At 45.7% G+C, this 24835-nt stretch carries 21 protein-coding genes; 12 read left to right on the top strand and 9 right to left on the bottom strand.

The window, feature by feature from the left end; all coding sequences use genetic code 11:
- Positions 1-42 precede the first annotated feature (42 nt).
- From OSC7112_RS14630 to OSC7112_RS14620, 3 genes are all read left to right on the top strand, one after another.
- The gene (locus tag OSC7112_RS14630; protein WP_015176626.1) at positions 43-489 is read left to right on the top strand and encodes a Mini-ribonuclease 3; all 447 of its coding nucleotides are present in this window, start codon (positions 43-45) and stop codon (positions 487-489) included.
- Between the two features lie 266 nt (positions 490-755).
- Positions 756-2159, top strand: coding sequence for a 23S rRNA (guanosine(2251)-2'-O)-methyltransferase RlmB (gene rlmB / locus OSC7112_RS14625; protein WP_015176625.1), 1404 nt, complete (start codon positions 756-758; stop codon positions 2157-2159).
- A gap of 290 nt (positions 2160-2449) precedes the next feature.
- Entirely contained in the window at positions 2450-2728 is a 279-nt protein-coding gene (locus OSC7112_RS14620; protein ID WP_015176624.1) for a DUF1816 domain-containing protein, read from the top strand.
- 134 nt (positions 2729-2862) lie between these two features.
- Here OSC7112_RS14620 and OSC7112_RS14615 read toward each other — a convergent pair whose 3' ends face one another.
- From OSC7112_RS14615 to OSC7112_RS14605, 3 genes are all read right to left on the bottom strand, one after another.
- Positions 2863-3693, bottom strand: coding sequence for an alpha/beta fold hydrolase (locus OSC7112_RS14615; RefSeq protein WP_015176623.1), 831 nt, complete (start codon positions 3691-3693; stop codon positions 2863-2865).
- A 54-nt stretch (positions 3694-3747) separates the two neighbouring features.
- Positions 3748-5049 carry a serine hydrolase gene (locus tag OSC7112_RS14610; protein WP_015176622.1) on the bottom strand — a complete coding sequence of 434 codons (1302 nt, stop codon included), beginning with the start codon at positions 5047-5049 and terminating at the stop codon, positions 3748-3750.
- 210 nt (positions 5050-5259) lie between these two features.
- Positions 5260-5715 (bottom strand): helix-turn-helix domain-containing protein, encoded by a 456-nt coding sequence (locus tag OSC7112_RS14605; protein WP_015176621.1) that lies wholly within the window; start codon positions 5713-5715, stop codon positions 5260-5262.
- Between the two features lie 1239 nt (positions 5716-6954).
- On the opposite strand from OSC7112_RS14605, the gene gatA reads away from it, so the two are divergent.
- On the top strand, positions 6955-8415 hold the full coding sequence (gene gatA / locus OSC7112_RS14600; protein ID WP_015176620.1) for an Asp-tRNA(Asn)/Glu-tRNA(Gln) amidotransferase subunit GatA: 1461 nt from the start codon (positions 6955-6957) through the stop codon (positions 8413-8415).
- A 118-nt stretch (positions 8416-8533) separates the two neighbouring features.
- Entirely contained in the window at positions 8534-9520 is a 987-nt protein-coding gene (locus OSC7112_RS14595) for an alpha/beta hydrolase (protein WP_015176619.1), read from the top strand.
- A gap of 104 nt (positions 9521-9624) precedes the next feature.
- Here OSC7112_RS14595 and OSC7112_RS14590 read toward each other — a convergent pair whose 3' ends face one another.
- Positions 9625-10329, bottom strand: a complete 705-nt coding sequence (locus OSC7112_RS14590; protein WP_223300836.1) for a pentapeptide repeat-containing protein — start codon at positions 10327-10329, stop codon at positions 9625-9627.
- A 645-nt stretch (positions 10330-10974) separates the two neighbouring features.
- On the opposite strand from OSC7112_RS14590, the gene OSC7112_RS14585 reads away from it, so the two are divergent.
- The 3 genes from OSC7112_RS14585 to OSC7112_RS14575 all read left to right on the top strand — a co-directional run bounded on the left by OSC7112_RS14585 (position 10975) and on the right by OSC7112_RS14575 (position 14674).
- Positions 10975-11625 carry an ATP-binding protein gene (locus OSC7112_RS14585; RefSeq protein WP_015176617.1) on the top strand — a complete coding sequence of 217 codons (651 nt, stop codon included), beginning with the start codon at positions 10975-10977 and terminating at the stop codon, positions 11623-11625.
- 297 nt (positions 11626-11922) lie between these two features.
- Positions 11923-12261, top strand: coding sequence for a DUF3593 domain-containing protein (locus OSC7112_RS14580; protein ID WP_015176616.1), 339 nt, complete (start codon positions 11923-11925; stop codon positions 12259-12261).
- A gap of 325 nt (positions 12262-12586) precedes the next feature.
- On the top strand, positions 12587-14674 hold the full coding sequence (locus OSC7112_RS14575) for a serine/threonine-protein kinase (protein WP_015176615.1): 2088 nt from the start codon (positions 12587-12589) through the stop codon (positions 14672-14674).
- Here OSC7112_RS14575 and OSC7112_RS14570 read toward each other — a convergent pair.
- Genes OSC7112_RS14570 through OSC7112_RS14560 form a run of 3 tightly spaced genes read right to left on the bottom strand, consistent with a single transcriptional unit; the run spans position 14651 to position 19683 of the window.
- Entirely contained in the window at positions 14651-16249 is a 1599-nt protein-coding gene (locus tag OSC7112_RS14570) for a trans-splicing intein-formed DNA polymerase III subunit alpha C-terminal partner DnaE-C (protein ID WP_015176614.1), read from the bottom strand. The genes OSC7112_RS14575 and OSC7112_RS14570 overlap by 24 nt on opposite strands.
- The gene (locus tag OSC7112_RS14565) at positions 16242-17021 is read right to left on the bottom strand and encodes an LAGLIDADG family homing endonuclease (RefSeq protein WP_015176613.1); all 780 of its coding nucleotides are present in this window, start codon (positions 17019-17021) and stop codon (positions 16242-16244) included. Before OSC7112_RS14565 ends, OSC7112_RS14570 begins: the two co-directional genes overlap by 8 nt.
- Position 17022: 1 nt before the next feature.
- The gene (locus OSC7112_RS14560) at positions 17023-19683 is read right to left on the bottom strand and encodes a trans-splicing intein-formed DNA polymerase III subunit alpha N-terminal partner DnaE-N (RefSeq protein ID WP_015176612.1); all 2661 of its coding nucleotides are present in this window, start codon (positions 19681-19683) and stop codon (positions 17023-17025) included.
- A gap of 261 nt (positions 19684-19944) precedes the next feature.
- Between OSC7112_RS14560 and OSC7112_RS14555 the strand changes: the two genes are divergently transcribed.
- Positions 19945-20814 (top strand): DUF4037 domain-containing protein, encoded by an 870-nt coding sequence (locus OSC7112_RS14555; protein WP_015176611.1) that lies wholly within the window; start codon positions 19945-19947, stop codon positions 20812-20814.
- A gap of 190 nt (positions 20815-21004) precedes the next feature.
- Here OSC7112_RS14555 and OSC7112_RS14550 read toward each other — a convergent pair whose 3' ends face one another.
- Both OSC7112_RS14550 and OSC7112_RS14545 read right to left on the bottom strand, forming a co-directional pair.
- The gene (locus OSC7112_RS14550; RefSeq protein ID WP_015176610.1) at positions 21005-21424 is read right to left on the bottom strand and encodes a lysozyme inhibitor LprI family protein; all 420 of its coding nucleotides are present in this window, start codon (positions 21422-21424) and stop codon (positions 21005-21007) included.
- A 16-nt stretch (positions 21425-21440) separates the two neighbouring features.
- On the bottom strand, positions 21441-21752 hold the full coding sequence (locus tag OSC7112_RS14545; RefSeq protein ID WP_015176609.1) for a DUF2499 domain-containing protein: 312 nt from the start codon (positions 21750-21752) through the stop codon (positions 21441-21443).
- A gap of 406 nt (positions 21753-22158) precedes the next feature.
- Between OSC7112_RS14545 and csaB the strand changes: the two genes are divergently transcribed.
- The 3 genes from csaB to trmB all read left to right on the top strand — a co-directional run bounded on the left by csaB (position 22159) and on the right by trmB (position 24763).
- Positions 22159-23205, top strand: coding sequence for a polysaccharide pyruvyl transferase CsaB (csaB, locus tag OSC7112_RS14540; protein ID WP_015176608.1), 1047 nt, complete (start codon positions 22159-22161; stop codon positions 23203-23205).
- A gap of 13 nt (positions 23206-23218) precedes the next feature.
- Positions 23219-23971, top strand: coding sequence for a Uma2 family endonuclease (locus OSC7112_RS14535; RefSeq protein WP_015176607.1), 753 nt, complete (start codon positions 23219-23221; stop codon positions 23969-23971).
- A 159-nt stretch (positions 23972-24130) separates the two neighbouring features.
- A complete protein-coding gene (trmB, locus tag OSC7112_RS14530) occupies positions 24131-24763 on the top strand; it encodes a tRNA (guanosine(46)-N7)-methyltransferase TrmB (RefSeq protein WP_015176606.1) in 633 nt (210 codons plus the stop codon).
- Positions 24764-24835: the final 72 nt, after the last annotated feature.

Below are 24835 nucleotides of genomic sequence, written 5' to 3'. Positions count from 1 at the left end.
ACTAGAACAACCAAGCTGTGCGGAAGTTTTATTTAAAAAAGTATGTCGCCGATCGCAGATGACGGACTCAAACTGAGTCTGACGGATATCAGTTTAAATCGAGTGCATCCTGCGAGGGCTACACCAGCAGAAATAGAAAGAATTTCGCCCGCAGCCTGGGCATATTTGGGAGATGCAGTGTACGAACTCTACGTTCGGAGTTCGTACTTAGTGCCGCCCAGAAGATTGCAAGCTTATCACGAATTAGTGGTGGGGCAAGTACGAGCCGAAACTCAAGCGCGTCATTTGCGATCGCTCTCTCCTTACTTGAACAGTACAGAATTAGCAATTGTCAAGCGCGGCCGCAATGCTGCAGCGGGCCGTTCTAAGCGAGCCGATCCAGAGATATACCAACAAGCCAGCAGCTTAGAAACATTGGTCGGATATTTGTATCTCACCGATCCCGAAAGATTGACCGAACTTCTGGCACTTTTAGATCTTGAGACTTAAAGGATGATTTTGCAGTTAAGAGTTGGGAATGGGGAGGGATTAATTAACCATCCTTGCACGGCTAACATAAAACCGCAAAAAGCTCGATCGGCAAAACAGGATTTATCAGTTATTAACTAGCAATTGGAACACAGCAAAATCCTTGCTCCCTCCCTAGAATATCTAAAATCTCAAAGCCCAAAGATTGCTCCCTCAATCAAGAATCTCACATCTACAATCTACAATCGATTAGCCTTCAGCCAAAAAGTTTTGACTACAAGAAACCAATGAGAAAATTTACCAGACCTAACTCCTCACGATCGAATTCCGACAGCAAGCCATTCCAAAGCGAAGGCCGCCGTCAGGACTCACAACCATCCTCTTCCCGCTTTGAACGCAAGCCCCGTCCCGACACTCGCGGAGTAGACGCGCCTCAAAAAAGATCGACCTTCGCCCCGCAATCGCGAGAAATGCCCGTCAGAGCAATTTTCAAACGGAGAGTCGATTCCGACAGCCAACCGGACATTCGCAGAAATAATCATTTCACAGACAGAGACAGCAGCCCGCAGGAATCGAGGGGCAATTATTACCAAGACAGAGACAGAGATAGCAGCCCCCAGCCGGCCCGCCACAATTTCCGAGATAGAGACAGAGACAGAGATAGCAGCCCCCAGCCGGCCCGCCACAATTTCCGAGACAGAGACAGAGACAGAGACAGCAGCCCCCAGCCGGCCCGCCACAATTTCCGAGACAGAGACAGAGACAGAGACAGCAGCCCGCAGGAATCGAGGAGCAATTATTACAAAGACAGAGACAGAGATAGCAGCCCGCAGGAATTCCGGGGCAACCATTTCAGAGACAGAGACAAGGACAGAGACACTCGCCCTGTTGACACTGCCTCAAATACAGTCGTGCAACCAGACGCAGACACAGACGACATGATTTACGGCCGCCATGCGGTGCAAGCAGCTTTAGAAACAAACCAAGTCCTCAACCGGATCTGGGTGGTTCCCCACCTGCGCTACGATCCCCGCTTTCACAGCTTGCTAACCGAAGCCAAAGCTAACGGCAGCATCATTGACGAAGTTGACGACTTGCGCCTCGACTACATCACGCGCAAAGCAAACCACCAAGGCGTAGCGGCTCAAGTATCAGCCTACGAATACCTGGATTTGAGCGAACTGATCGCAAAGGCTAAGTCGGCTTGCGAAGATCCAGTAATTGTGGTAGCAGAAGGACTCAACGACCCGCACAATCTAGGGGCGATTATTCGCACCGCAGAAGCATTGGGAGCTCAGGGCATGGTGATTCCGCAGCGGCGGGCTGTTGGGATTACCTCGGCAGTGAGAAAAGTGGCAGCAGGGGCATTGGAAAGCCTGCCTGTGGCGAGGGTTGTCAATCTTAACCGGGCGCTGGAAGAACTCAAAGAGGCTGGATTCTGGATTTATGGCACTGCAGCAGGCGTCGGTCAATCTCTAGAGACAGTCAATTTCTCCGGGGCTACTGTTTTAGTGGTGGGTGGTGAAGCTGACGGTTTGAGCCTTTTGATACAGCGCGGATGTGACGGATTAGTTTCAATTCCTTTAAGGGGCCATACTCCTAGCCTGAATGTCTCAGTAGCAACGGGGATGGCTTTATACGAAATTTACCGTCAGCGGGGGCCCAAAAAGTTTCACGTACACCGATCGTAAAGGTGGTTGAAAAAAAGAGCACAACAGAGTAGTTTATTGTCAATGCCGCCCAGACTGGAGTGGCACCACACCCTGAACAAGTAAGAATAGCCGATCGACTGTCGTTACTTGTTCAGGCGAAAGTAGAGGGGGTCTTGCCCCTACGTTCAAAGAGGAATTCGAAACCAATCTATTTAGATATATTTAAATAGGTTTGGATCGGTTCTTGGCAGCAGTCAGTCTGTAAATAACAAAAGCCTAGGCGTGTTCGCAGCACCCTGAAAACACCGTCAAATACATTAGAAAAGCAGATGAAAGAATTCTTGATTAGCTTGCTCAACTTTTTCGGATTGGCTTGGTGGGTTGAAGTTAAAACTTCAGCGCCGCGGTGCATTTACTATTTTGGCCCGTTCTTAACCGAGAAAGAGGCGGAATCTGCAAAAGCAGGATATGTAGAAGACATAGAAAATGAAGGGGCAGAAGGTGTTAGTGTTTCGATTTACCGCTGCAAACCAATTACTTTGACGGTTGCAGAAGATTTGGGAAAGCTTGGTGATGGAGGGCTGTGGCCGGTTTTGAGCGGTCAGTAGAAGCAGGGGGAATTTTGAGTTTTGAGAGGCTACGCTTCCCTCGCAACGCTGTGCGGTTTTGAGTTGTGAGTTGTAACTTCAAAACTCTTGACTGTTGGGTGATTAATTGCTTCTGACAAACTCCAAACTCAACACTAGCAATTGCCAACTGCTTCGGGGTGACTCTCAATCCAGCGATCGATGTCTGCGATTACCCGATCGGGAATTTCCCAAGGGAATAAGTGGGCTGTATTTGGATAGCACTGCCACTGACAATCGTGGAGGTGGCGGGCGGTTTCTAAACTGGATGCTGAGGTGATGTGCCGATCGGCCTCTCCGGCGAGTACCAAGCTGGGACATTCAATGTCGCCCAGGTGCAGCAATCGGTTGTATCCGGCCCTCAGAGCGGTATTTAAAGCCTTGGTGGCCGTGTTGGAAGTCTTGAGGTAGGCGGGGGTACCTGCCTCTGCTAAGTAGCGGTAAGGGGTGGCTGTATGCTGCTGTATCAAGTAGCGAAAGAGCGATCGCCTAGCAAAAGTATCAATATTCCACTGCCAACCGGGTATCGCCCAATTGATAATTCCGGCTATACCGGTGTAAAGGTTATCTTGCCAAGAGATGGGAGGGTGACTTCCTCGCGGTTTGGCTGCGGAGGCAAGTAGAATCAAACCGGTGACTCGCTGGGGATATTTCATGGCTAATTCCAGGGCTAAAATCCCTCCCAAAGACCATCCGATCGCCAAACACCGATCGACTCCTAATCTGTCTAAAAGTGCTTCTAAATCGAGGAGGTGGTCGGTCATTTCAAAGGGAACAGAGGTGCGGCTGTTGCCGTATCCGCGCAAGTCTGGGGCGATCGTCTGGAAGCGTTTTGATAGGTGTTCTGTGAATACCGACATACAATCGCCGGAACCTGGATGGCCGTGCAAGCAGAGGATGGGAAATCCTTTGCCTTTGACGGAAACACTGAGTTGTTGATGCGGCATTTTTAACTGTTGGGGCGGTGCGTTGTCCCCGCTATAAATTGTATATTCCAACCGTTAAAAGCTGGGGTTTCGGACAATGTAATCGGCAATTTTAGAAATAGACTGGCGCATTTGCAGATCGCCGCTGCCGGGGTCAATCACAGTCATTACATAGGCTTCGCCGTCAATGCTCATTGCTAAAGTTGTGCCCAGAACCAGGGAATTTTGGCCGGTTTTTTCGCCCAACCACTGAGCTTTAGTTCCTTGCAAGGCGGCAAATCCCAGAGCGCGATCGTACTGACCGTTGAGAGTTTCTATTAACAGTTTAGCACCAGGTGTTTCGCCATTGTAAATTTGCACCATCATTTCGGTGAGTTCGTTAGCAGTCAATCGGTTGGGGCCGGAACCGGGGTTGGCGGGCATAATCTTTTCCCCCATTAATTTGAAGTTGACGCGGGTGACTTGGTAGCCGCGATTTTCTAAGAATTGATTGATGTAATCGGAACCCAAATAATCAATAAGTTGATTGGTGGCGGTATTGCTGCTGCGATCGATCATTTCTTCTAACAGTAGCTGTAGCGGGTAATTTTTAGGGGACAAAATCTGCGTCGATGAGTCTTCGGTAAAATTACCGCTATTGACAAATACTTCCTTGTTCAAACTTATTTTCTCTTTTTCCACTTTTTGCATCAGGGCGACAGCAATCGGCAATTTAATTAAGCTGGCCGGACTGACAGGAGGCACATCGCCCCGGAGGTTTACGCATTCTCTAGAGAGGTGGCAAATGCCGATCGAAGCTCGATCCGACAAACCGCTTTCCCGGGCAACCGCAGCCAAAAAATTAGATTTTGCTTGCTGCAGTTGAAAGGTTGCTGCTGTTAAATTTTCCCGGTATTCTTGAGCTTTTGAGGCAGTGAGGGAAGCTAAAAATGAATTTTGAGGAACTTCCTGCAAGTTGTTGAGGGCCTGATGCCACAAAAATTGAGTTTTCTGTGAAGATTCGATCGACTTATTTTGCTGCCGTTGAGTTTCTACGGCTCTGTTGGCTAAACGGACTGCTTGCTGTAAGTTGTCGTTAGCCCTCTGTTCTACTAATATTTGAGCTTCCACCGCTTGCAACTGCTGTAGCACTTGTTCTTGAGGATTTGTGGCGACGGGAACTAAGCGGGAGAGCAGGGTTGGTTCTGGGGAGGGAGAGGGGGGTTGTTCTAATTCGGTGACTAGCCGATCGCGAATTTTGTAGAGTTCGTCTAAGGAACGCGGGTTAGATGATTGAGAGAATGAACTTGCGATGGTTAACATCTGAACCAGTCCGATGCCGGCTACTACTGCCGCCATCTTGTTGGCGATCGACAAAAAACGCCCGATCTCTGGCATATTTAACATCCTCAACACAACCAAATTCTATATAAGCAGCTATTGTTACATCAGTCAAACGATTTTAGATTTTAGATTTTAGATTTTAGATTACAGAACAAATCTACAATCTACAATGTGAAATCGGAAAGTTAGATCGCAGCAAGATAACTAAAATAAAGGGAGCGATCGCACGAAGGCAATCAACCCCCTCTAAATATTGCGAACTATCTACTTTCTGCGCCGCCGTCGCCAGTCAGCACCCAACCGCTTGAGGTAATCCCAGCCGCGTTGGGGCCAGACATGATCGCTACCAATCTTTTCGGCAATCCAGCGAGCGACTTTGGGGCCTGTCCAGTCTCCGCCGTCGGGGGCAGATCCTTGCAGCGCTTGTCGCAGTTCTTCTTGCTGTTCAGGATTCAGCAAGGATTTCGCAGGAGGGGGCTGGCGGTCTCCGCTGCGGTTCCTGACAGAGTTAGGCCCTTCTCGGTTGTAGCGCTGGACAATTTCTTTGGCGTAGTCGTAGTTGAGGCCTACGACTTGGGCTGCTTGTTTGATAGTCCAATTTCGGGAAACTAACAGCAGCAAGTGCCAGCGGCGCGACTCTGTGGTGTTTTGTGCCTGCCGGTAGCGAATTTTGAGTTCCTCTGCCGTCAGGTGGGATTCTAAGTGAGCTTTAGGTGGCATTCCTCCAACGGGGCATCGGGAACTTCTTAGCATATATCTTGGGTTTTGGGGATAATTCCGGATGAAATTATTTTCCTGGGGATCGTTCGGGCAAATAAGTAGCTTTTTTTACCCCAGATGCACGCAGCTACTCGCACTTGAGGAAGGACTGCTGTTTTTTTGCAGGTGCGCGCAACAAAAGACCTCGGCGTGGCGGTGAGTGTTTCGAGCTTTTTTGTGAACCCCAGATTTCTGACAGGCTTTTTGACAATCCAGCATCCACGATACAAGCCCCCGGATTCATCCGTCCAGAAATAAAAAACCTGTATCCGATAAAGAGCCGAACGTATTTATCTCGCGCAAGTCAATGCTTCAAATCTAAAATCTAAAATCTAAAATCTAAAATCTAAAATCTAAAATCGATTGACCTCTGGCAGAATGGGCGTGGATCGGAAAAGGTCGATCGCTATTTTCTTCGATCGCGCAGCGGCCATTAATTCACTCGGATGACTGATAACTTTCAGTCATTTTTGACTAAAAAAATCCTCTTCATAATCTGACCATAGTAATTAGGGAATGTGCAGCCATAATCTTATATTTTATTTGTCCTAAGTTTCTATTTTCAATTCATTATTTTATGGAGGATCGGGAGGCGATCGCTCTCGTAAAACATCAGCTTCAGATGCTTTTAAGTAGGCTTTTGAAAATAATTAAATCTCACAAGATTGGTGACTTATGACAATAAAATATTTTGTTGTATGTGAATATATTTTCCGAAACAAAGCAGTTGCAATCTGGATTATTTGATTTTCATGCCATCTTTTTCTACCATAAATCCTGGGTTGCCTCGAAGAGAATCTGGGTGATAATATTTTAGAATTTAGATTACAGAATTGGGAATGACTGCTTTCCTAATGATTGCGATCTTGTATACACATTCTTGGAGGCAGAACCTAATTATGTAGGGGCGGCATTGCACACCTTACCCCTTACTCATATAAATCTCGCGTCAAACTACTTTTTGCATCAGTCCTGATACAGTTGCATTCTTGGTTTTTTAAAAGATTAGGTAAAAAACTCGATCGCTATTTTGTGTCCGGTGGGTTTTTGGGAATTTAATGTATTGTATATAAAATGACCGATCGCGCGATCGAACTTTCGCCACAAAAATAGCAGACTTTGCCTTCGGGCTGTAAGCAGGTACAATTGCCAGCTATATTAACTGTATTGTCTCAAAGTAGAAATAATAAAGGTACGAGCATGGCATCCATCCGCGAGTTGCACCGACAACTGGTCAATAAAGAACGCTCTGCTGTGGAAATTACTCAAGAAGCATTAGACCGAATTACCCAGCTAGAGCCGAAGTTGAAAAGCTTTCTGTGCGTGACGGCAGACAGCGCATTGGCGCAGGCCCATCAAGTGGATGCCCAAATCGCAGCCGGAGAGCAAATTGGCCTGTTGGCCGGCATCCCGATCGCCGTTAAAGATAATATGTGCACCGAGGGCGTTCCCACAACCTGCGCCTCTCGGATTTTAGAGAATTTTGTTCCTCCCTACGATGCCACCGTCGTCTCCAAACTCCAAGCAGCCGGTGCGGTGATTGTGGGTAAGGCGAATATGGACGAGTTTGCAATGGGGAGCTCGACGGAAACTTCTGCCTATCAAGTTACCGCGAATCCTTGGGACTTGGAGCGCGTGCCCGGAGGGTCTTCTGGCGGTTCTGCCGCAGCAGTGGCCTCGGGAGAATGCGTCGTGAGTTTGGGTTCGGATACTGGGGGCTCAATCCGCCAACCTGCTGCTTTTTGCGGGTTGGTGGGGCTGAAACCGACTTATGGGTTGGTTTCTCGCTACGGTTTGGTGGCCTATGCTTCTTCTCTCGATCAAATCGGGCCCTTTGGCCGGACGGTTGAGGATTCGGCGATTTTGTTGGGGGCGATCGCCGGTTACGATCCGAGAGATTCCACGAGTCTTAATGTCCCAATTCCTGACTACGCTCAAGCTTTAAGACCCAGTTTGCGACCGAAGGGTCAGATTAGAATTGGTGTAATTAAAGAAACTTTTGGTGTAGGGCTGGACTCGGGGGTTAAAGACGCTGTTACTAAGGCGATCGAGCAATTTCAACAATTGGGCGCAGAAATTCAAGTCATTTCTTGTCCCCGGTTCCGCTACGGTTTGCCCACTTACTACATAATTGCTCCCTCGGAAGCTTCGGCAAATTTGGCGCGATATGATGGAGTCAAGTACGGTTTCCGGTCTCCAGACCCCGATAATCTTTTGGATATGTATGCCAAAACCCGCTCTCAGGGGTTCGGTGCGGAAGTTAAACGCCGGATTGCGATCGGCACTTACGTATTGTCGGCGGGATATTACGATGCCTATTATCTAAAAGCTCAAAAAGTTCGGACTTTGATTAAAGAAGACTTTGAAAAAGCTTTTTCTCAAGTTGATGTTTTAGTCTGTCCCACTGCTCCTACTACCGCATTTAAGGCAGGCGAAAAATTCAACGATCCCCTGAGTATGTATTTGTCAGATTTGATGACTATTCCGGTGAATCTTGCTGGTTTGCCAGCTTTGAGTTTGCCCTGCGGATTTGACGATAAAGGACTGCCCGTGGGTATACAACTGATTGGTAATGTTTTGCAAGAATCTCGGTTGTTTCAGGTGGCTCACGCTTACGAACAGTCTACGAATTGGCACTTACACCACCCCGAATTGCATTAATTTTTGAAAATCGGCGGAATAAGGCGGCGGAAGTTAGTAATCGATCTTGGCTAATTGTCTGAATTAATCATTTGCCATTAGCTTTTGAGCGATCTCTAATTTCCCGCGTGCTCTATCTATGAACAATTTGCAAGTATTCCTTTTGTCTAAATCGCTAATAGCTTTTGGGATAGTTTTGGCCGTTGCTTATTCTGCTGCTTGTGTATTCCTATTTGTAGCGCAAGGTAAGTTTATCTTTTTTCCCGCGCGGGCGATCGAAACTACGCCAGATGATTTTCAGTTGAAATATCAAGATGTTTGGCTGCCAATTTCAACTAAAACAGGCGCGGTGGAAAGCGTGCACGGGTGGTGGATCCCTGCCTCGGAAAATCCCCACCGCCCCCCCTTAGCAAGGGGTGGAGCAAGAAAGGGGGAGTCGTTTCTGGCTCCGCCCCAAAGTGACAAACGGGCCATCGCTGGGGTTCCCGCCCTTAACAAGGGGGGGCTGGGGAAGGTAGTTTTGTATCTGCACGGCAATGCTTCAAATGTGGGATCAAATGTCGAACACGCTCATCGATTTCATCGGTTAGGTTTGTCGGTGTTTGTGATGGATTATCGCGGTTATGGAAAAAGCCAGGGCGATTTTCCGAGTGAATCTCAGGTTTATGAGGATGCTCAACTTGCTTGGGATTATTTGGTGAAACAGCGGGGGATTAACCCGAATCAAATTTATATCTACGGTCATTCTTTGGGAGGGGCGATCGGGATCGATCTAGCCGTGCGTCACCCGGAGGCGGCGGGGTTAATCGTAGAAGGCTCTTTTACTTCGACACGGGCGATGGTGAATTTCCAAAAAGGGCTGTTTTGGATGTTTCCGATCGATGTTTTGCTGACACAGCGGTTTGATTCTCTTTCAAAAGTCGATCGCCTGCAAATGCCCGTGCTATTTATTCACGGCACTGCTGACAGTGTAGTTCCAGCGCAAATGAGCAAAAAACTGTTTGATGCAGCACCTGAACCCAAACAGTTGTACATAGTTCCTGATGGAGGTCACACTAATGTGGCACAGATAGGGGGCGCAAAATATCTGCAAATACTGAGCCAATTTTTAGGTTCTTCAAAGTAGATAAAAGCTATTGGCGGTAACAGGTTAAGTTTGATATCTGTACCGCCGGCTCGCCCTTCTAACTGTACATATCTCAAGCAGAGCATTTATCCCGATGATACTGCTTAGTAGAACCTTAATACATTCAGCCACCAGTCATTCAAGGCATAGCAGTAATTACAGTAATTGTTCGTGCTTATAGCTTGTTCTTTCTTAACATCGCAGCCTCGCCGCGATGTTTTTTGGTTTGGCATCCGGGCACCGCAGAGATTGGCATCTGTAAGATTAGCTTTGTTCAATCTCGCATCCCTCAAGTCGGCCGATCTCAGGTCTGCACCCCTGAGATTTGCACCGCTTAAATCGGCTTCTTGGAGGTCGGCACCCCTGAGATTTGCACCGCTTAAATCGGCATTTCTCAGGTCGGTTCTACTTAGTTTAGCTGCGCTCAAATTACTGCATTTTAAGTTAGCCAACTGGAGGGAGGCGTCTCGCAGAAAACTCTCGCTGAGGTTGGCATTTTCTAAGTTGGCTCCCCTGATGTCGGCCCTGCTCATGTCGGCTTTGCTGAGGTCGGCGTCAGCCAAAAAGGCGTTTCTCATGTTGGCGTTGTTTAAATTAGCTTCCATTAAGTCAGCCGCAGTCAAGTCGGCATCAACTAAGTCGGCCCTGCTGAGAGTGGCACGGCTCAAGGAAGCGCCAAACAAATCTGCACGGCTCAAGGAAGCGCCAAATAAGTCGCATCCGGGACATCCTCTGGTTTCTAGCAGCCGCTTGACTAGAGACAGATTTTGAGCTGGCAAGGGAAGTGCGGCGCAAAATGGGAGTAACATTATCGCTGCAGTCAAAATTTTCAGTTTGATTTTGGTCATAGTCGGGGTAAGTCCTGTAACTGCCTTTCATCACCGATTTGTCTGCGGGACTTACGCGCGGGGGACCAAAAACCCGGTTTCCTCGTTAATTCCTCGCTGTCAAACCCAATATTCTGAGCAGAAACTTGGTTGTTTGCGTAAGTCCTAGTCTAGTGGATGGACGCGACTCGACGGTGTAAGGTTCGTAGGCGTAAGCCGGGGCGTAGCCATCGCGCTCACGGATATTACTTAGGCGTTGGGGATGAAAGCCCGCACATCAAGGCTCCCCTGCAGCGAACGGCGATCGGCCCGAGGCGCTAAATGCCAGGGATTCTGGATCTGGCGACGGCTGCGGCAAGTGAGCGACTCCGACAGCGGATAAGTTTTGCAATAGATGCAGTTGGATTTTGCTGCCGAGGGCGATCGTTATCCGTACAGGCGATCGGTAAATAAGCCAATTGGCTTAGACTCTTAAGACATATTGCTGATGCGCTGCCTTCTATAAAGAAGATAGCATTTTTGTGTGATCCCGAAATAATACCGAGCCAGTAAGTATCAAAAAAATACCACGTGTCTCGGCGGGTGGGAACATAGGGTACAGCTAATACTTTCAGACGAGGAAAATAGATGTCGAACAGCATAGATCGACTTGCAGAAAGCGGCAGGGGGATCAAACTAATGTGGCAGATTGCAGACGAGCTCAGTTACACCCGGACTCTCGACAATCGAAACTGTTTGTCGCTGAGCAAAACTTACGAAGTAGAAGGTCACAATCGCTCCCAAAATATAAAAAAAGCTAGCGTTTTAGATGGGTTAATGAATTTATTAAACACCTGGGATTGGCAGACTGAAACAGAGCAGGAAGAAGAGCTGCATGAAACTTGCTTTCAACATATTAGCCTGCAAGTCAACACAGATGTGAATGCTTTAACTAAAGTTTTGTTGTGGTTTGAGCAGTTGAAAGATTTATCGCTCCCCAATGAGGTTTGGTGTAAGTTTCAGTTGGCGTTGGCCGCAGGTTTCACTAATGCAGTTCGCCACGCTCACAAAAATCTGCCAGTAGAAACTCCTGTTCAACTGGAAATTAGGGTATTTAACGGACGGTTGGAACTAAAAGTTTGGGATTGCGGGCCGTGTTTTGATTTTGATGCTAAGCTCAAGGAAATTAGGGCAGCAGATAGAAATAACGGCTTGGATTTAGAGGTTTTGAACGATGCTTGCTTGATGCCGAACAGACCAAAAACTTTGGAACCCTCTCTATTTCTAATTGCTGGATAGCTTTGGGGTGATGGACAATTAACAGACTGGCAGGGTGAAAAATGTGTTGTGCTAAAAACGGTGTTAGGGGAAAAGTTACGGGTTTTGTCTAGGCGTGGGTGAGGGGTTTTGAATACTGCAAACCTGCTGCTGCTTGGGTTAAGAGCTATGGTATTGGGTGATTCCATAGCATTTCGATACAAACGGGTGCATCTGTAGAATTAAATATTAAAAACTCAACATTAAAAGTTAAAAATTATTCACACTAATTTTTGAGCTTTTAATTTATCATAGTATCTGGTCGCTCACCAATTACTAATGATTTCCAAAGAAACTTTATTTGTTCTGTCTCTATTTCCCTACTTGGGATTTCTCTGGTTCTTGACTCGATCGGGAAAAACACCCCGTTTAGCTCTGATGGGGTTTTACGGGACTCTCGTTTTTGTAGCGGTGACGATTCCCGCCGCAATTTACGCAAAAGTTGCCTACAACGAGTCACTAGCAAATGTCGATTGGCTGCACGGTTCTGCGGAACTATTCTTAACACTTGCCAATATTTTATTAGTTTTAGGCTTTAGAGAAGCGGTGATTAAAGCCAAAGCATCCTCACAGAAGGGCGGCGAGGATCAAGAGTGTCTTTTAGATGGGGGAGAATAGCCGGGATCGTCTCAGTTTGGTATTTACTCTCGGCATAAATGCTCCAGAATAGCCGTAGTTAACAGTTGACTGTTAACATACCAGTTTGCGCTCCGCCAACCTGCAAAATTTTAGGAAAGCATTACAATATATGGAAACTCACATCAAGCACTTCTAGTGTCGTCACCTGGGTTTCTTGCCACGGGCTCAACTTGAGAGCCGAGATTTTGGGTTAAGAAAGCCAGTTTCTCAGGTATTATCGAGAATGGTGCTCTGGGCGTGAGTGGAAACAGACTACCATGTTGCTAAGTTTAGCTGTGGTGGGAATCTCCAGCCCGGAAAAAAGATGAGCTATTGCCTCAATCCCCATTGCCAAAAGCCGCAGAATGCTGACTCAACCAATTTTTGTCTGGCGTGCGGCTCTAAATTGCTACTGAAAGAGCGTTACCGCGCCCTTCAACCTATCGGTGAAGGAACATTTGGCAGAACTTTTTTAGCTGTCGATGAAGATAGGTTGAAAACTCGCTGCGCCATCAAACAATTTTTCCCCCAAGTTCAAGAAAAAGCTGAATTAGAAAAGGCAACTGCACTGTTCAAACAAGAAGCTCACCGACTGCACGAACTCGGAGAGCACCCGCAGATTCCTAGTTTGCTGGCTTCTTTTGAACAAGCCAAACGTCTGTATCTTGTGGAAGAGTTAATTGAGGGAAATAATTTGTTTCAGGAGTTGCAGCAGCGGGGAGCTTTTAGCGAGGAACAGATTTGGGAATTGTTGATCAATTTGTTGCCTGTTTTGCAATTTGTTCACGAGCAGCAGGTGATTCATCGGGATATTAAGCCGGAAAATATTGTGCGGAGAACTCCCCAAACCTTCTGGGCGGCTGGATACGGCACCTCAACTCCTGCTAAAGAAAAACGAGGGGCAAATTTACCTCAATCTTCTGGCGGTATGAAAGGGATAATTGTCGCTGAATCTCCTGCTGTACAGGGGAAGGCCAGGGGGGGTCAGTTTGTGCTCGTAGATTTTGGAGTTGCTAAGCACATTACCGGCCTTTCTGAGGCGCAAACTGGGACGATAACTGGAACTGCTGGCTATGCGCCGATCGAACAAATTCGCAGTGGCAAGGCGTATCCGGCGAGCGACCTTTACAGTTTGGGCGTTACCTGCATTCACCTGCTAACTGGGGCGGTATTGAAGGATTTGTTCGATGCTTTGGAATGCAAATGGATTTGGCGATCGCACTTGGCGCAAAAAGGCATAAAAGTCAGCCATAAATTAGCAACTATTTTGAACAAATTGCTCAAAGATTCGGTAAGAGAGCGATATCAATCTGCTGCTGAAGTGTTGCAGGATTTGGTAAATGTTGGGCAATATCCCCGCTCTCAAATCAGTTATAATTCGCCAACAAAAATAGCTATTAATTCGCCATTAACTAACTCGCAGTCCAATACAGCAACCGCAGTCTCGGCCGCGCCGCCCCAGAAGATTCATGTTGTACCATCCGCTAACAATCCGAGATTATTGCCGTCTAATAACTGGCGGTGCGATCGCATTATCCACGGTCATTCAGCCCAGGTTAATGCTGTGGTTATTAATCCTCAAGGTAATATTCTCGCTAGCGCCAGCGACGATAAAACAATTAAGCTGTGGGATCTGCAAACAGGTGAATTCATCCATACTTTTTTCGGCCATTCCGCAACGGTTGATGCTGTGGCAATCAGCCCAGACGGGAGAATGATGGTTAGCGGCAGTTTTGACAGAAAAGTTATTGAGTGGAAGCTGGATAAAAAGGCGATGATCCGCGAGTTTTACAGCGCTTTTGGTTCGCCGTACAGTCACCGGTACGGCCCCGTGTACTCGGTGGCTTTTAGTTGCGACTCTGGAGCGATCGCGAGTGCCAGCGGCGACAAGAGTATTAAATTGTGGAACCAGCGCAACGGAGCATTGGTTCAAAAACTTTCGGGACATTCTGAGAAGGTTTTATCTGTTAGTTTTCGCCCTCAAAGTATGATGCTTGCCAGCGGCAGTGCTGACAAAACTATCAAGATGTGGCTGGTAGGTATTGGGGAGAGTGTACGGACTTTTGTCGGTCATTCAGATTGGGTTTATGCGATCGCATTTAGTCAAGACGGCAAGATGATTGTCAGTGGAAGTGCCGACGCTACTGTTAAATTGTGGAATGCCGATACAGGGGAATTGATTAATACTTTGAGGGGGCATTCTGATGCGGTGATTTCGGTGGCGATGAGTCCGGATCGCGAAACTATGGCTAGCGGGAGTCGAGACGGTACGGTTAAACTCTGGAACCTGGAAACAGGAGAATGTTTGTGCTCTCTTGCTGGGTGCAATCCGGTGGCTTTTAGTCCTGACGGTCAAACTTTAGTCACCGGTGGGGATGGCGGCGAAGTGTTAGTTTGGCGGGCGTCTGTTTAGTTGGGCGAGATAAGTGACATACTTGTGAAGGCGATCGGTGTCAGTGTCAAGTAAACGACTGGCCCAAGAATGTACGTTAAGTTGCGATCGCATTTCTCGAAATACCGCAGCATCCCCGCGATTGTCTAGAGGAAAAACCCAAGCATCAAATCCAGCCGATTTGAGACGGCTAACAGTTCCCTCGCCATCTTGCACCCACAATTGTGGGTTAATCCGAAGCGGTTGACAGGAATATTCACCGACAACAATTCCCCCCACAGAAACGCTAGCATCTTCTCCCCGATTGGAAAGTTCTTGCAAAATAGCTTTGAGGGAATTGAGTTTTTTCCCGTCTTGTACTTGTTGCGGTGTAAGCTTGACAATCACCATTTCTAAAACTTCGACAGGTTTTGTCGATCGTACAACGTTGACAGGTTCCGCCGGCCAATGGTTATTTATTTCCGGTTCCGCCTTCTCGATTTCCTCTTCTACCTGTACTGTTTCAACCGGCTTTGCAGTGTCTACAATTATCTGAATTTCCTCCCCATCTTTCTCAATTTTTCCACTAATCTGTAAGATAGCATTCTCTACAATGTAAGGTTTCACTTGTTCGTAAGCCTTGGGGAACACCACAGCTTTTATTTGAGCTGTCAAATCTTCTAATTGCAAAATTGCCATCGAATCGCCTTTTTTGGTCACAACCATTTTGATAGCGCTGAGCATGACAATAACTGATACTTTCCCCTTTTTCTCTGCTAACTGTTCGAGAGTCACAACATCGGGGTCTTCGTTTACTTGCATGAGAAACTTTAGGGGATGTTCTGATACATAAAAGCCAAGTAATTCTTTTTCTAAACGCAATTTTTCCTGTTTTTCAAAATCTTTTACCAATTTAGATTTGGGCGCGGACTCATAGGTATTGACCGACTTCCCGAAGCTATTGGCACCTAACAAGTCAAAAAGATTACCTTGGCCGCTTTCTCGGTCTCTTTTGCGCTCTTGCGCCCATTTAATCACCCCTTCGAGGTCGTGTACTAATTGGTTGCGGTTGTTTTCAATTTTATCAAAAGCACCGCATTGAATTAAAGCTTCTAGAGCGCGGCGGTTGACAGAATGCAGATTTACGCGATCGCACAAATCAGCCAGCGATTTAAACTTACCCCCTTCTTGCCGCGCCGCCAAAATATTTTCAATTGCCGCTTCTCCCACATTTTTAACAGCAGAAATTCCAAACAAAATTTTATCTTTTGCACCTCCAGTAATCTGTTTGGGCAGCGGTGTAAAAGTAAGTTCAGAACTATTAACATCCGGCGGCTCAACCTCAATCCCCAGCTTGAGACAATTGGCAATATATTTCTGTACTTTATCCTGATCGCCCCTGTTAGCAGTCAGCAGTGCAGCCATGTATTCTAGAGGATAATTCGCCTTTAAATAGGCAGTTTGATACGTGATATAGGCATAAGCCATTGAATGGGATTTATTAAAACAGTTAGATGCCACCAAACTATTTTCTAGGATAAAGTTATGTTCTCGTTCAACGCCTATGTCATAGACTTCTTGAGTTCCTAGTGATTTTCGACTAATAATTTTAACCATGTTTGTAACTCCTGAGAATAGCCTCTATTTTAGTTTTCTTTCGTTGCAACCCCAAGCGGGGATACTGATACACAAAATCATAGAATGCTTGTATATTTTTTCGACTAAAGATTCTCCAATAATAAACTTTTTTTAATTGATGCTCTTGTACAGAACCCATCCCTAGGTGCATTGCTAGTTCGCGGGCAAATTCAAAGGAACCAACAATGCAGACTAAACCGCCACTTCTACCTTTGTTTGCATAAGCACAACCGTCACAGTCAAAATAGCCTAACACATAAGACCCTAAATATTTTAAGTTAGGGAAATAGGTAACTTCCGAAAAAGTTCTTCCTGTTATGATGCCGTAGCCCTGTAAAGAGCTTGCCAGCTTTTCAGAAGAAAAATTTATTCGGTAGTGAGGAGCATAATTTTGAGGCTGAATAACTCTAATTTCACCAGAGTATTGTAGCTCTATGCTGAGCATTTCTGTAAGTTCTTTGTCAATAGATTCAAAAGCTACATAATTAGTTTGAGTAACGCAGCCATCAGCAGCTATCAATCCTAATAAATAAGCTTTAGCTTGAGAGTCAATTACATCAAAATAGCTCTCATTTAAAGTATAGCGGTTTCGCCGCTTAGTATTGATGTCCGCTTCTTTTAAAACCCTTGAAACTGCTCTTTCGCTCACACCAAGGTAGTTAGGAATGTCTCGACACTCCATGCCCTGATTAAAAGCAGAAATGATTTGTTCCTTGTGTTCCGATTTTAGCTGCCTGTAGTCGAGATACATTTTATATATCTGAGCTAGAGTTGATTTGTTTTAAGTCTAATCCTTGTTCAAAGATTTCGTCAATGGGCAGCATTTGACCGCCAACAGTCATAAACTTGTGATCTTTTGTGGCGCGAATTATCGAGCCATCTTCCAGGCAATACTCAAAGACCTCCTGCTGCCCCCGGCGATGCCACTGTGCAATTGACTGTGTATAAATATAGCCGTTGCTATCAACACTATAAACAGTACATTCAATTTTTTCCTCAACGATTTTGCCAATAGCCATCGGTCCATATTCCACCGTCAATATCTTCGTGTCATAGCTCAAGCAATATTCCGCGAATTGCAGCATCTGCGCGAACAACTTTTCAGCAATTCTTTGACTGACTCCATTCTTAGTTGCGCCGTCGATAAACGTTTCTTTTTGCTTCTGCATTTCCTCAGCTTTCTTCTTGCCCATTGCGCGCCGCAGCAAGTCAGCTTGACCCAAAGAATAGCCCGCCAAATCTTGAGCCATCCGCATAATTTGCTCTTGAAAGCAAAGCGTTCCGTAAGTCTCTTTTAAAATCGGTTCTAATAGCGGATGATCGTACTCAACTGTTTTACCGTGCTTGCAGTCAATAAACTGAGGAATCAAACCTGCATCCAGCGGCCCGGGTCGGTAAAGTGCCAAAATAGAAGAAATATCATCCAGACAGGAAGGTTTGAGTTTTTTCACTACATCCAGCATTCCAGATGATTCTAACTGAAAAATACCTTCTAAATCTCCTCTTTCTAAAAGTCTATATGTTTTATCTACATCATCGGGTAACTTTTTGATTCTGCCAAAAGTCTCTTGAGCTCTGCGCTCTATATCAGAAGGTAGCATTTCTGGATCGACACTTAGATTTTGGGTTTGCTTAATATAATCAACAGTTTTCTGGAGCGTTGTTAAATTTTTCAATCCCAAAAAGTCCATTTTCAACAGCCCCAAAAATTCCAAATCTTCCATGAAATATTGGGTGATCACAGCGCCATCATTATTCTTTTGCAGCGGTACAATTTCATCCAACGGCTCTGAAGAAATTACCACACCTGCCGCGTGAACCCCATAGGTTTTGTTGGTTCCCTCAATACGAATTGCCATGTCAATCCACTGACGAACGGGGACTTCAGTACCAGTTTCTGCATTTATGCAAATTGTATTTTCATAGTTTTCTTTAAATTCCTGTGCAGGTGTTTGATCGGAAATCATCACTTTAAGTTTTTCCGGTTTTCCCCTGGACACCGGAATTAATTTAGCCATTTCGTCGGCTTTTTTGTAGGGAATACCTAACACCCTGGCAACATCTTTCAAGACAGCTTTTGATGTCATTCTGTTGAAAGTAATAATTTGCGCTACGCGCTCGCTACCATATTTTTCAGTAACGTATTTAATCATGTCGTCCCGCCTTTCTATGCAGAAATCGCTATCAATATCTGGCATAGATTTCCGTTCTGGATTGAGAAATCGCTCGAATAGTAGTCCGTGGTGTACGGGGTCTATATTGGTGATTTTTAGGACGTAGGCAACTAGAGAACCTGCGGCAGAACCCCGTCCTGGCCCTACTGGAATATCGTTGTCTCTAGCATATTTTATGTAGTCCCAAACTACTAAAAAGTATTCCGAAAAGCCCATCTGCTGAAGCATTTTCAGTTCGTATTCTAGTCTTTGTTTGTAGATGGGGGGGATTTCATTTCTGGTGCGGGCTTTGAGGCGTTCTAACAGTCCCAGCCAGGATATTTCTTCTACATAAGTATCGGCTGTATGTTCTGGGGGAATTGGAATTGTGGGAATCCGAGCTTCTCCTGTGAGCTCGTATCTCGATACTTTATTTGCGACCTCTAGGGTATTTTCGATCGCCTCTTTGATTGTTTCATCATCCAAATGGTCTCGAAACAGTTGCGCCATCTCCTCCGCAGACTTAAGATATTCAGTGCCGCTGTAGCGCATCCGCTTGTCTTCTTCAATCAGTTTGTTGGTGTTAATGCACAGCAAAGCATCGTGTGCTTCTACGTCGTTGCAGGAAATATAGTGAGAATCATTGGTGGCAATTATTTTAATGTTGAGTTCGCGGGCAATTTTGACGATTTCAACATTAACAATCCGGTCTTCCGGGGAACCGTGGTCTTGAATTTCTATATAGTAATCTTCGCCAAATACTTCTTTATACCATGTGGCTACTTCGCGGGCCGCATCTAGCTTGTTTTGCAGAATCATTTGGGGAACTTCCCCGCCCAAACAAGCACTGGTAACAATTAAACCTTCGGAGTATTGTTTTAGCAGTTCTTTGTTGATGCAGGGTCGGGCAAAAATACCTCTTTCTGGCATTCCCTTTAAATGGGAAATTGTGGTGAGTTTGACGAGGTTTTTATAACCTTGGGTATTTTTAGCTAAAACAACTTGATGGTATTTTCTTCTACCTCGAACTTTTACTTCGATGTCGCCGTTGACGACATACATTTCATTGCCAATAATCGGCTTGATATTTTTATTTCGGCAAACTTTGATTAGTTCGATCGCGCCGTACATCACCCCGTGGTCTGTCAGGGCGATCGCGGGCATCCCCAATTCCACCGCCCGTTCTGCGAGCTGCTGTAGCTGAGACGCCCCATCTAGTAAGCTATAATCGCTGTGAATGTGCAAACCAACGAAGGACATAGGGATTTTAGATTTTAGATTTTAGATTTTAGATTCTACACTATCCGCGTGTCAAAGGGTAAAATAAAAAAACCAAGTTTTATGTTACTTTTGAGATAATTTTGGTAGGGGATACCAGCCCGCAGCGCATCAGTTCGCCTCCGCCGTATTTGTTAAAAATTATCAATTGTTGAGTTACGAGTTAAAAGTTATGCGTTAAAATCTTGATTGCTATAGTTAAGCATTTGCTGTTATTTTTTAAGTGCAAAACAAGGTAATTAAATGCTGCACAATTATCAACTAGCTCTCGAAGAAATTCCCCCGCTGGCTCAAACTCTTGGCGAGCAGTTTGGCAGTTTACCTCAAGTTCTAGCCGTCGTTTTAGCAGGTTCTCGAACAACTACAGTTACGGATGAGTCGTCGGATTTAGATTTTTACGTATATGTTAAAGAGGAAATTCCTGTTGACATACGGGAGGCTATAGCGAGACAATTTTCCGATCGCATCGCAATCAACAATCAATTTTGGGAACCCGGAGACGAGTGGATAGATATTAAAACTGGCTGCGGTATAGATATTATGTACCGCCAGCCCGAATGGATCGAAGAAGAACTCGATCGCATCTTGGTAAAACATCAAGCATCAGTAGGTTATTCAACCTGTTTTTGGTGGAACGTTCTTACCTCAGTATCATTGTATGACAGAGACGGTTGGTTTCAGCAATTTCAAGCAAATGTCGATCGACCTTATCCAGAACAACTCCGTCAAGCCATAATTGCCAAAAATTATCCGATTTTGCGCCACCTGATTTTTTCATTTCGCCACCAGCTAGAATCCGCTGTTTTTCGCCGCGATTTAGTAAGTATTATCCATCGAACAGCAGCTTTTTTAGGCAGTTATTTTGATATTGTTTTTGCTGTTAATTCTCTCCCTCATCCGGGGGAAAAACGTTTGGTAGAAAGGGCAACAGCTTTGTGTTCAAAATTGCCTGAAAATTTGGAGAGTCAAATTCACAGTCTAACTAATTCTATTTCGTTACCTGCAGGCGATCGCCAAATTTTACATTGTCTTGATGGACTGGTTGACAGTCTCGATCTATTGTTGATTGAGGCAGGTTTAATTGCTACTAATTCTGTGGCGTTGCAATTCTGAAAGATTGGTGAATTAGATTTTTTACAAATACAGGCGGGACGCCTGTGCCACAAATACAGGCGGGACGCCTGTGCCACAAATACAGGCGGGACGCCTGTGCCACAAATACAGGCGGGACGCCTGTGCCACAAATACAGGCGGGACGCCTGTGCCACAAATACAGGCGGGACGCTTGTGCCACAAAGAACTTTTACAAACTTGCTTGTTTCAAATAACCTTCCAAATCTTTAATCCGTTCTTGCGTCACCCTTGCCCTGCAATAACCGTAGGTAGAAGCAGCCAAAGTTCCACCTTCAAACTGCCCCATTTCATAAGTGCAAGATTCATCTCTAAACTTGAGCCAACTACGCTGTGCTACTATCAATCTTTGCTTTTGTTTGCTGTTGAGTTTCGGCTGAAGTTGCTGATATACTTGATTGAGTTTTCTGTCTGCTGCCTGAAACTCTTGACTGGAACACGCATTCTGCTCCTGTGTAGTTTGAGGACTTTTGCAGTTAGGCTGTTGGGCAAGTTGCAAGGAAGTGTTGCTGGCTTGGCCGGGAAGTAAAAATCCGGCTGTTAACAACAGCGAACTCGCGCCTAATTTGACCCAAATAGTGATTTTTTTCAAAATATTTACCTCTTTTTCAATCTTTAATTTTTTCGGGTTGAGCCGATCGCCAAATCCACCAAGCCGCCGCCCACAAAGTAAAATTGCCGAAGAGAGTCATCGCCGCTTGCAGGGTAACGATCCATTCTAGGGCTGGGGAGTTGTCAAAATAGTGCCATGTACAGGCACACATAGCGCTGACAAGAGCGGGCAGCATTGCGGCGGAAAGGGCCCACCAAGCTCGGTTTTGAGTGACTTCGCCGTAAGTCCAAATTAACCAGATGGCGGCAATCCACTCGACGACGCTAGAGACGTGAATAATCCAGGTGGGAATTGACAAAGCGTGCATTTTTTGTATTGTGAACGAAGATGAAAGATTTATCGATCGGGACTTACGCAACTGTCATATAAAGTATGATGAGTCAGTCGATTTTAGATTTTAGATTTTAGATTTTAGATTTACTCCACAGATAAATCTTGGAGCTCGAGCTTTGGTCTAAAATTTTAGAAGCATCCACGACTTAAGTCGGGGCTTGTACCTGTTTTTGGGCTGGTCATACAATTTTAGATTTGCGATTTGAGATTTTATTAGATTTGCGATTTGAGCTGAATGATGACGTAAAGCCTTGAAGCTTGCTGACAGTAGCATTTTTTTGGTAGTAGGATCAAATCTCAAATATCAAAAAAATCTAAAATCTAAAATCTAAAATCTAAAATCGTTAGATTCCCCATTACAAAGAAAGAAAAGAGTAGAAATGCGAGCAATTTTGTGCGGCTATTACGGTAAAGGCAACGGTGGCGACGAGGCGCTGTTGGCATCGCTACTGCAAATGTTACCAGATGGCGTGACGCCGATCGTCCTGTCTGGCAATCCTGTCGAGACAAATCAGCGGTACGGGGTAGCTGCGCGCGATCGCATGAATGCGTTCCAAGTTCTCGAAGCACTCCGCACATCCGACGCCCTAATCTGGGGCGGCGGCAGTTTAATCCAAGACGCTACTAGCATTGCGAGTCCTTTCTATTATGGTGGTTTGATGGGATTAGCGCAGCGGATGGGCTTAAAAACTGTTGCTTGGGCCCAGGGAATTGGCCCTTTAAAGCGGGAAATGACTCGCAAGTTATCTCAGCGCTGTTTTGCTGGATGCACCGCCGTCAGCGTGCGGGATAAAGGTTCAGCTACTTTACTTGCAGATTGGCAAATTCCCTTTACTTTAGCGCCAGATCCCGTGTGGGCTTTGGAGAATTCTCCCGTGTCGGGTTTGTGGGATTTACCTGCGCCCAGAGTTGCTGTTTGTTTGCGTTCTCATCCTACACTAACTCCCGCGCGTTTGTCAATCTTAACTCAAGCTTTAGTTGACTTTCAAAAAGCAACTCGCACCTTAATTTTGCTGCTGCCTTTTCAAGCATCTCACGACTTAGAACTTGCCCAACATTTGCACGAAGCGCTGCCCAAAAGGAGTCGCATCCTCAGTTTAGACGATCCGAGAAAATTGAAAGGAGTGTTCCGGGGAGTCGAAATGGCGATCGGGATGCGCTACCACAGTTTAATTATGGCCGCATCCGAAGAATGCCGCTGTTTTGCCCTCAGCTACGATCCCAAAGTCAGCCAGTTAATGGAAGAGCTAGAAATGCCAGGATACTTATTATCAGAATTGCCAGAAGATCCTTATTTAATCAGCAAAACCTGGATCGAACACTATGCTAACGGCGACGCCTTATCGCCAGACAGGATAAAATTTATTGTAGGGCGATCGCTCTTTCACCGCGAAGTATTGCAAACCGCACTCCAGCAGTCTCCGTAAGAGGTAAAATACCGTGACAGCCAGTACAGCCGACTTAAAAATTACCTGGGAAAAATTGCCAGACGACTTCATTTTAGATGAGGAACCAGTGGAAAATATCGACCAGCTCTTGCTCGCTGCTGCCTTGCGCGAAATCCTAGAAATCGCAGGGCTAATTGTAACAGGAATATTAGTTGCCCCAAACATGGGAATTTGTGCTACATTAAACGACAAGCTAGTTATTAAAGCTCCAGATTGGTTTTATGCCCGCAACGTCCAGCCGCTTTCTAGTCAAGAAATTCGCCGCAGTTATACTCCCAACTTAGAAGGGGAAGTCCCGGCGATCGTCATGGAATTTTTATCAGCTAGTCCCAACGATGAATATTCTAGTAAACAAACTTATCCGCCTGGAAAATGGTTTTTTTACGAACAAGTATTGCGAGTTCCAATCTATGCACTTTTTGAGCCAGCCGCTGGAGTGTTAGAAATCTACCAGTTGGGCTCATCAGGAAAGTATGAAGTACAACCACCCGATGCTTTCGGCCGTTATTGGATTTCAGGAGTTGGGTTATTTCTGGGTGTTTGGCAGGGAACAAAAGCCGAAAGAACGGGATATTGGCTGCGGTGGTGGGATGAAAGCGGCGAGATGTTATTTTGGGGAGCAGAAATGGTAGAAAGGGAACGGCAGCAAAGGGATCTCGCTCAACAGCGGGCCGAACAAGAACGAGAACGATCGGAAAGATTAGCCGCCCAATTAAGAGCAGCAGGCATTGAACCAGAAGCCTAATGCAATAATTAGAAATGAAAAATCGTAAGTCTGCCATTTTTCATTTCTAATTCATTAAAAAGTATTAGACAACCTCGCCAAAATCAATATTTATCTGCGTTAATCCGCGTTAATCTGCCTTCATCAGCGGTTCAAAATTACATTCAGGAGACAGAAAAATTGGCAAGAGTAAGAGTGCGGGAACACGTCAATCCCCTATCAATTAGATATCAAGCATCTGCAAATCCCCCGGATTGGACTAAAATCTATGCCGACTTAAATTTACCGCTGCATTTAGATATCGGCTGCGGCAGAGGACGGTTTTTGTGGCACATGGCGCAAATCCAAACAGACTGGAACTTTCTCGGATTAGAAATTCGGGAACCTCTAGTAGAGGAGGCGAATCTTTGGCGGGACGAAAAAGGCTTGACAAATTTGCACTATTTGTTTTGCAATGCGAATAGTTCCCTGAAACCAATTTTAGAAACTTTACCCGCAGGCACTTTGCAGCGAGTTAGCATTCAGTTTCCCGATCCGTGGTTCAAGAAAAAGCACCACAAACGGCGCGTGGTGCAGCAAGAATTAGTCAACGAATTGGCAAATTATCTGGCAATTGGCGGCGAAGTTTTTATCCAGTCAGATATTGAGGAAGTAGAAAGGGAAATGTGCGATCGCTTTTCATCTCACCCCAGTTTTAAACGTCAAAACGGTAGCGAATGGTTAGCCGAAAATCCCCTACCTGTGGCTACTGAAAGAGAAATTGCTACTCTGAAACGGGGCGAACCAGTTTATCGAGCACTCTATCAAAAATAATGCTCGCTTTTGCAAACTCACCTTGGTAATAAATGTTATAACTTACATCTTGCACCTTGGTTAGGAACAGGC

The organism is Oscillatoria nigro-viridis PCC 7112 (genome assembly GCF_000317475.1).
GTDB lineage: Bacteria > Cyanobacteriota > Cyanobacteriia > Cyanobacteriales > Microcoleaceae > Microcoleus > Microcoleus nigroviridis.
The sequence above is the reverse complement of the archived record's forward strand: the minus strand, read 5'-3'. Positions and strand labels throughout refer to the sequence as shown.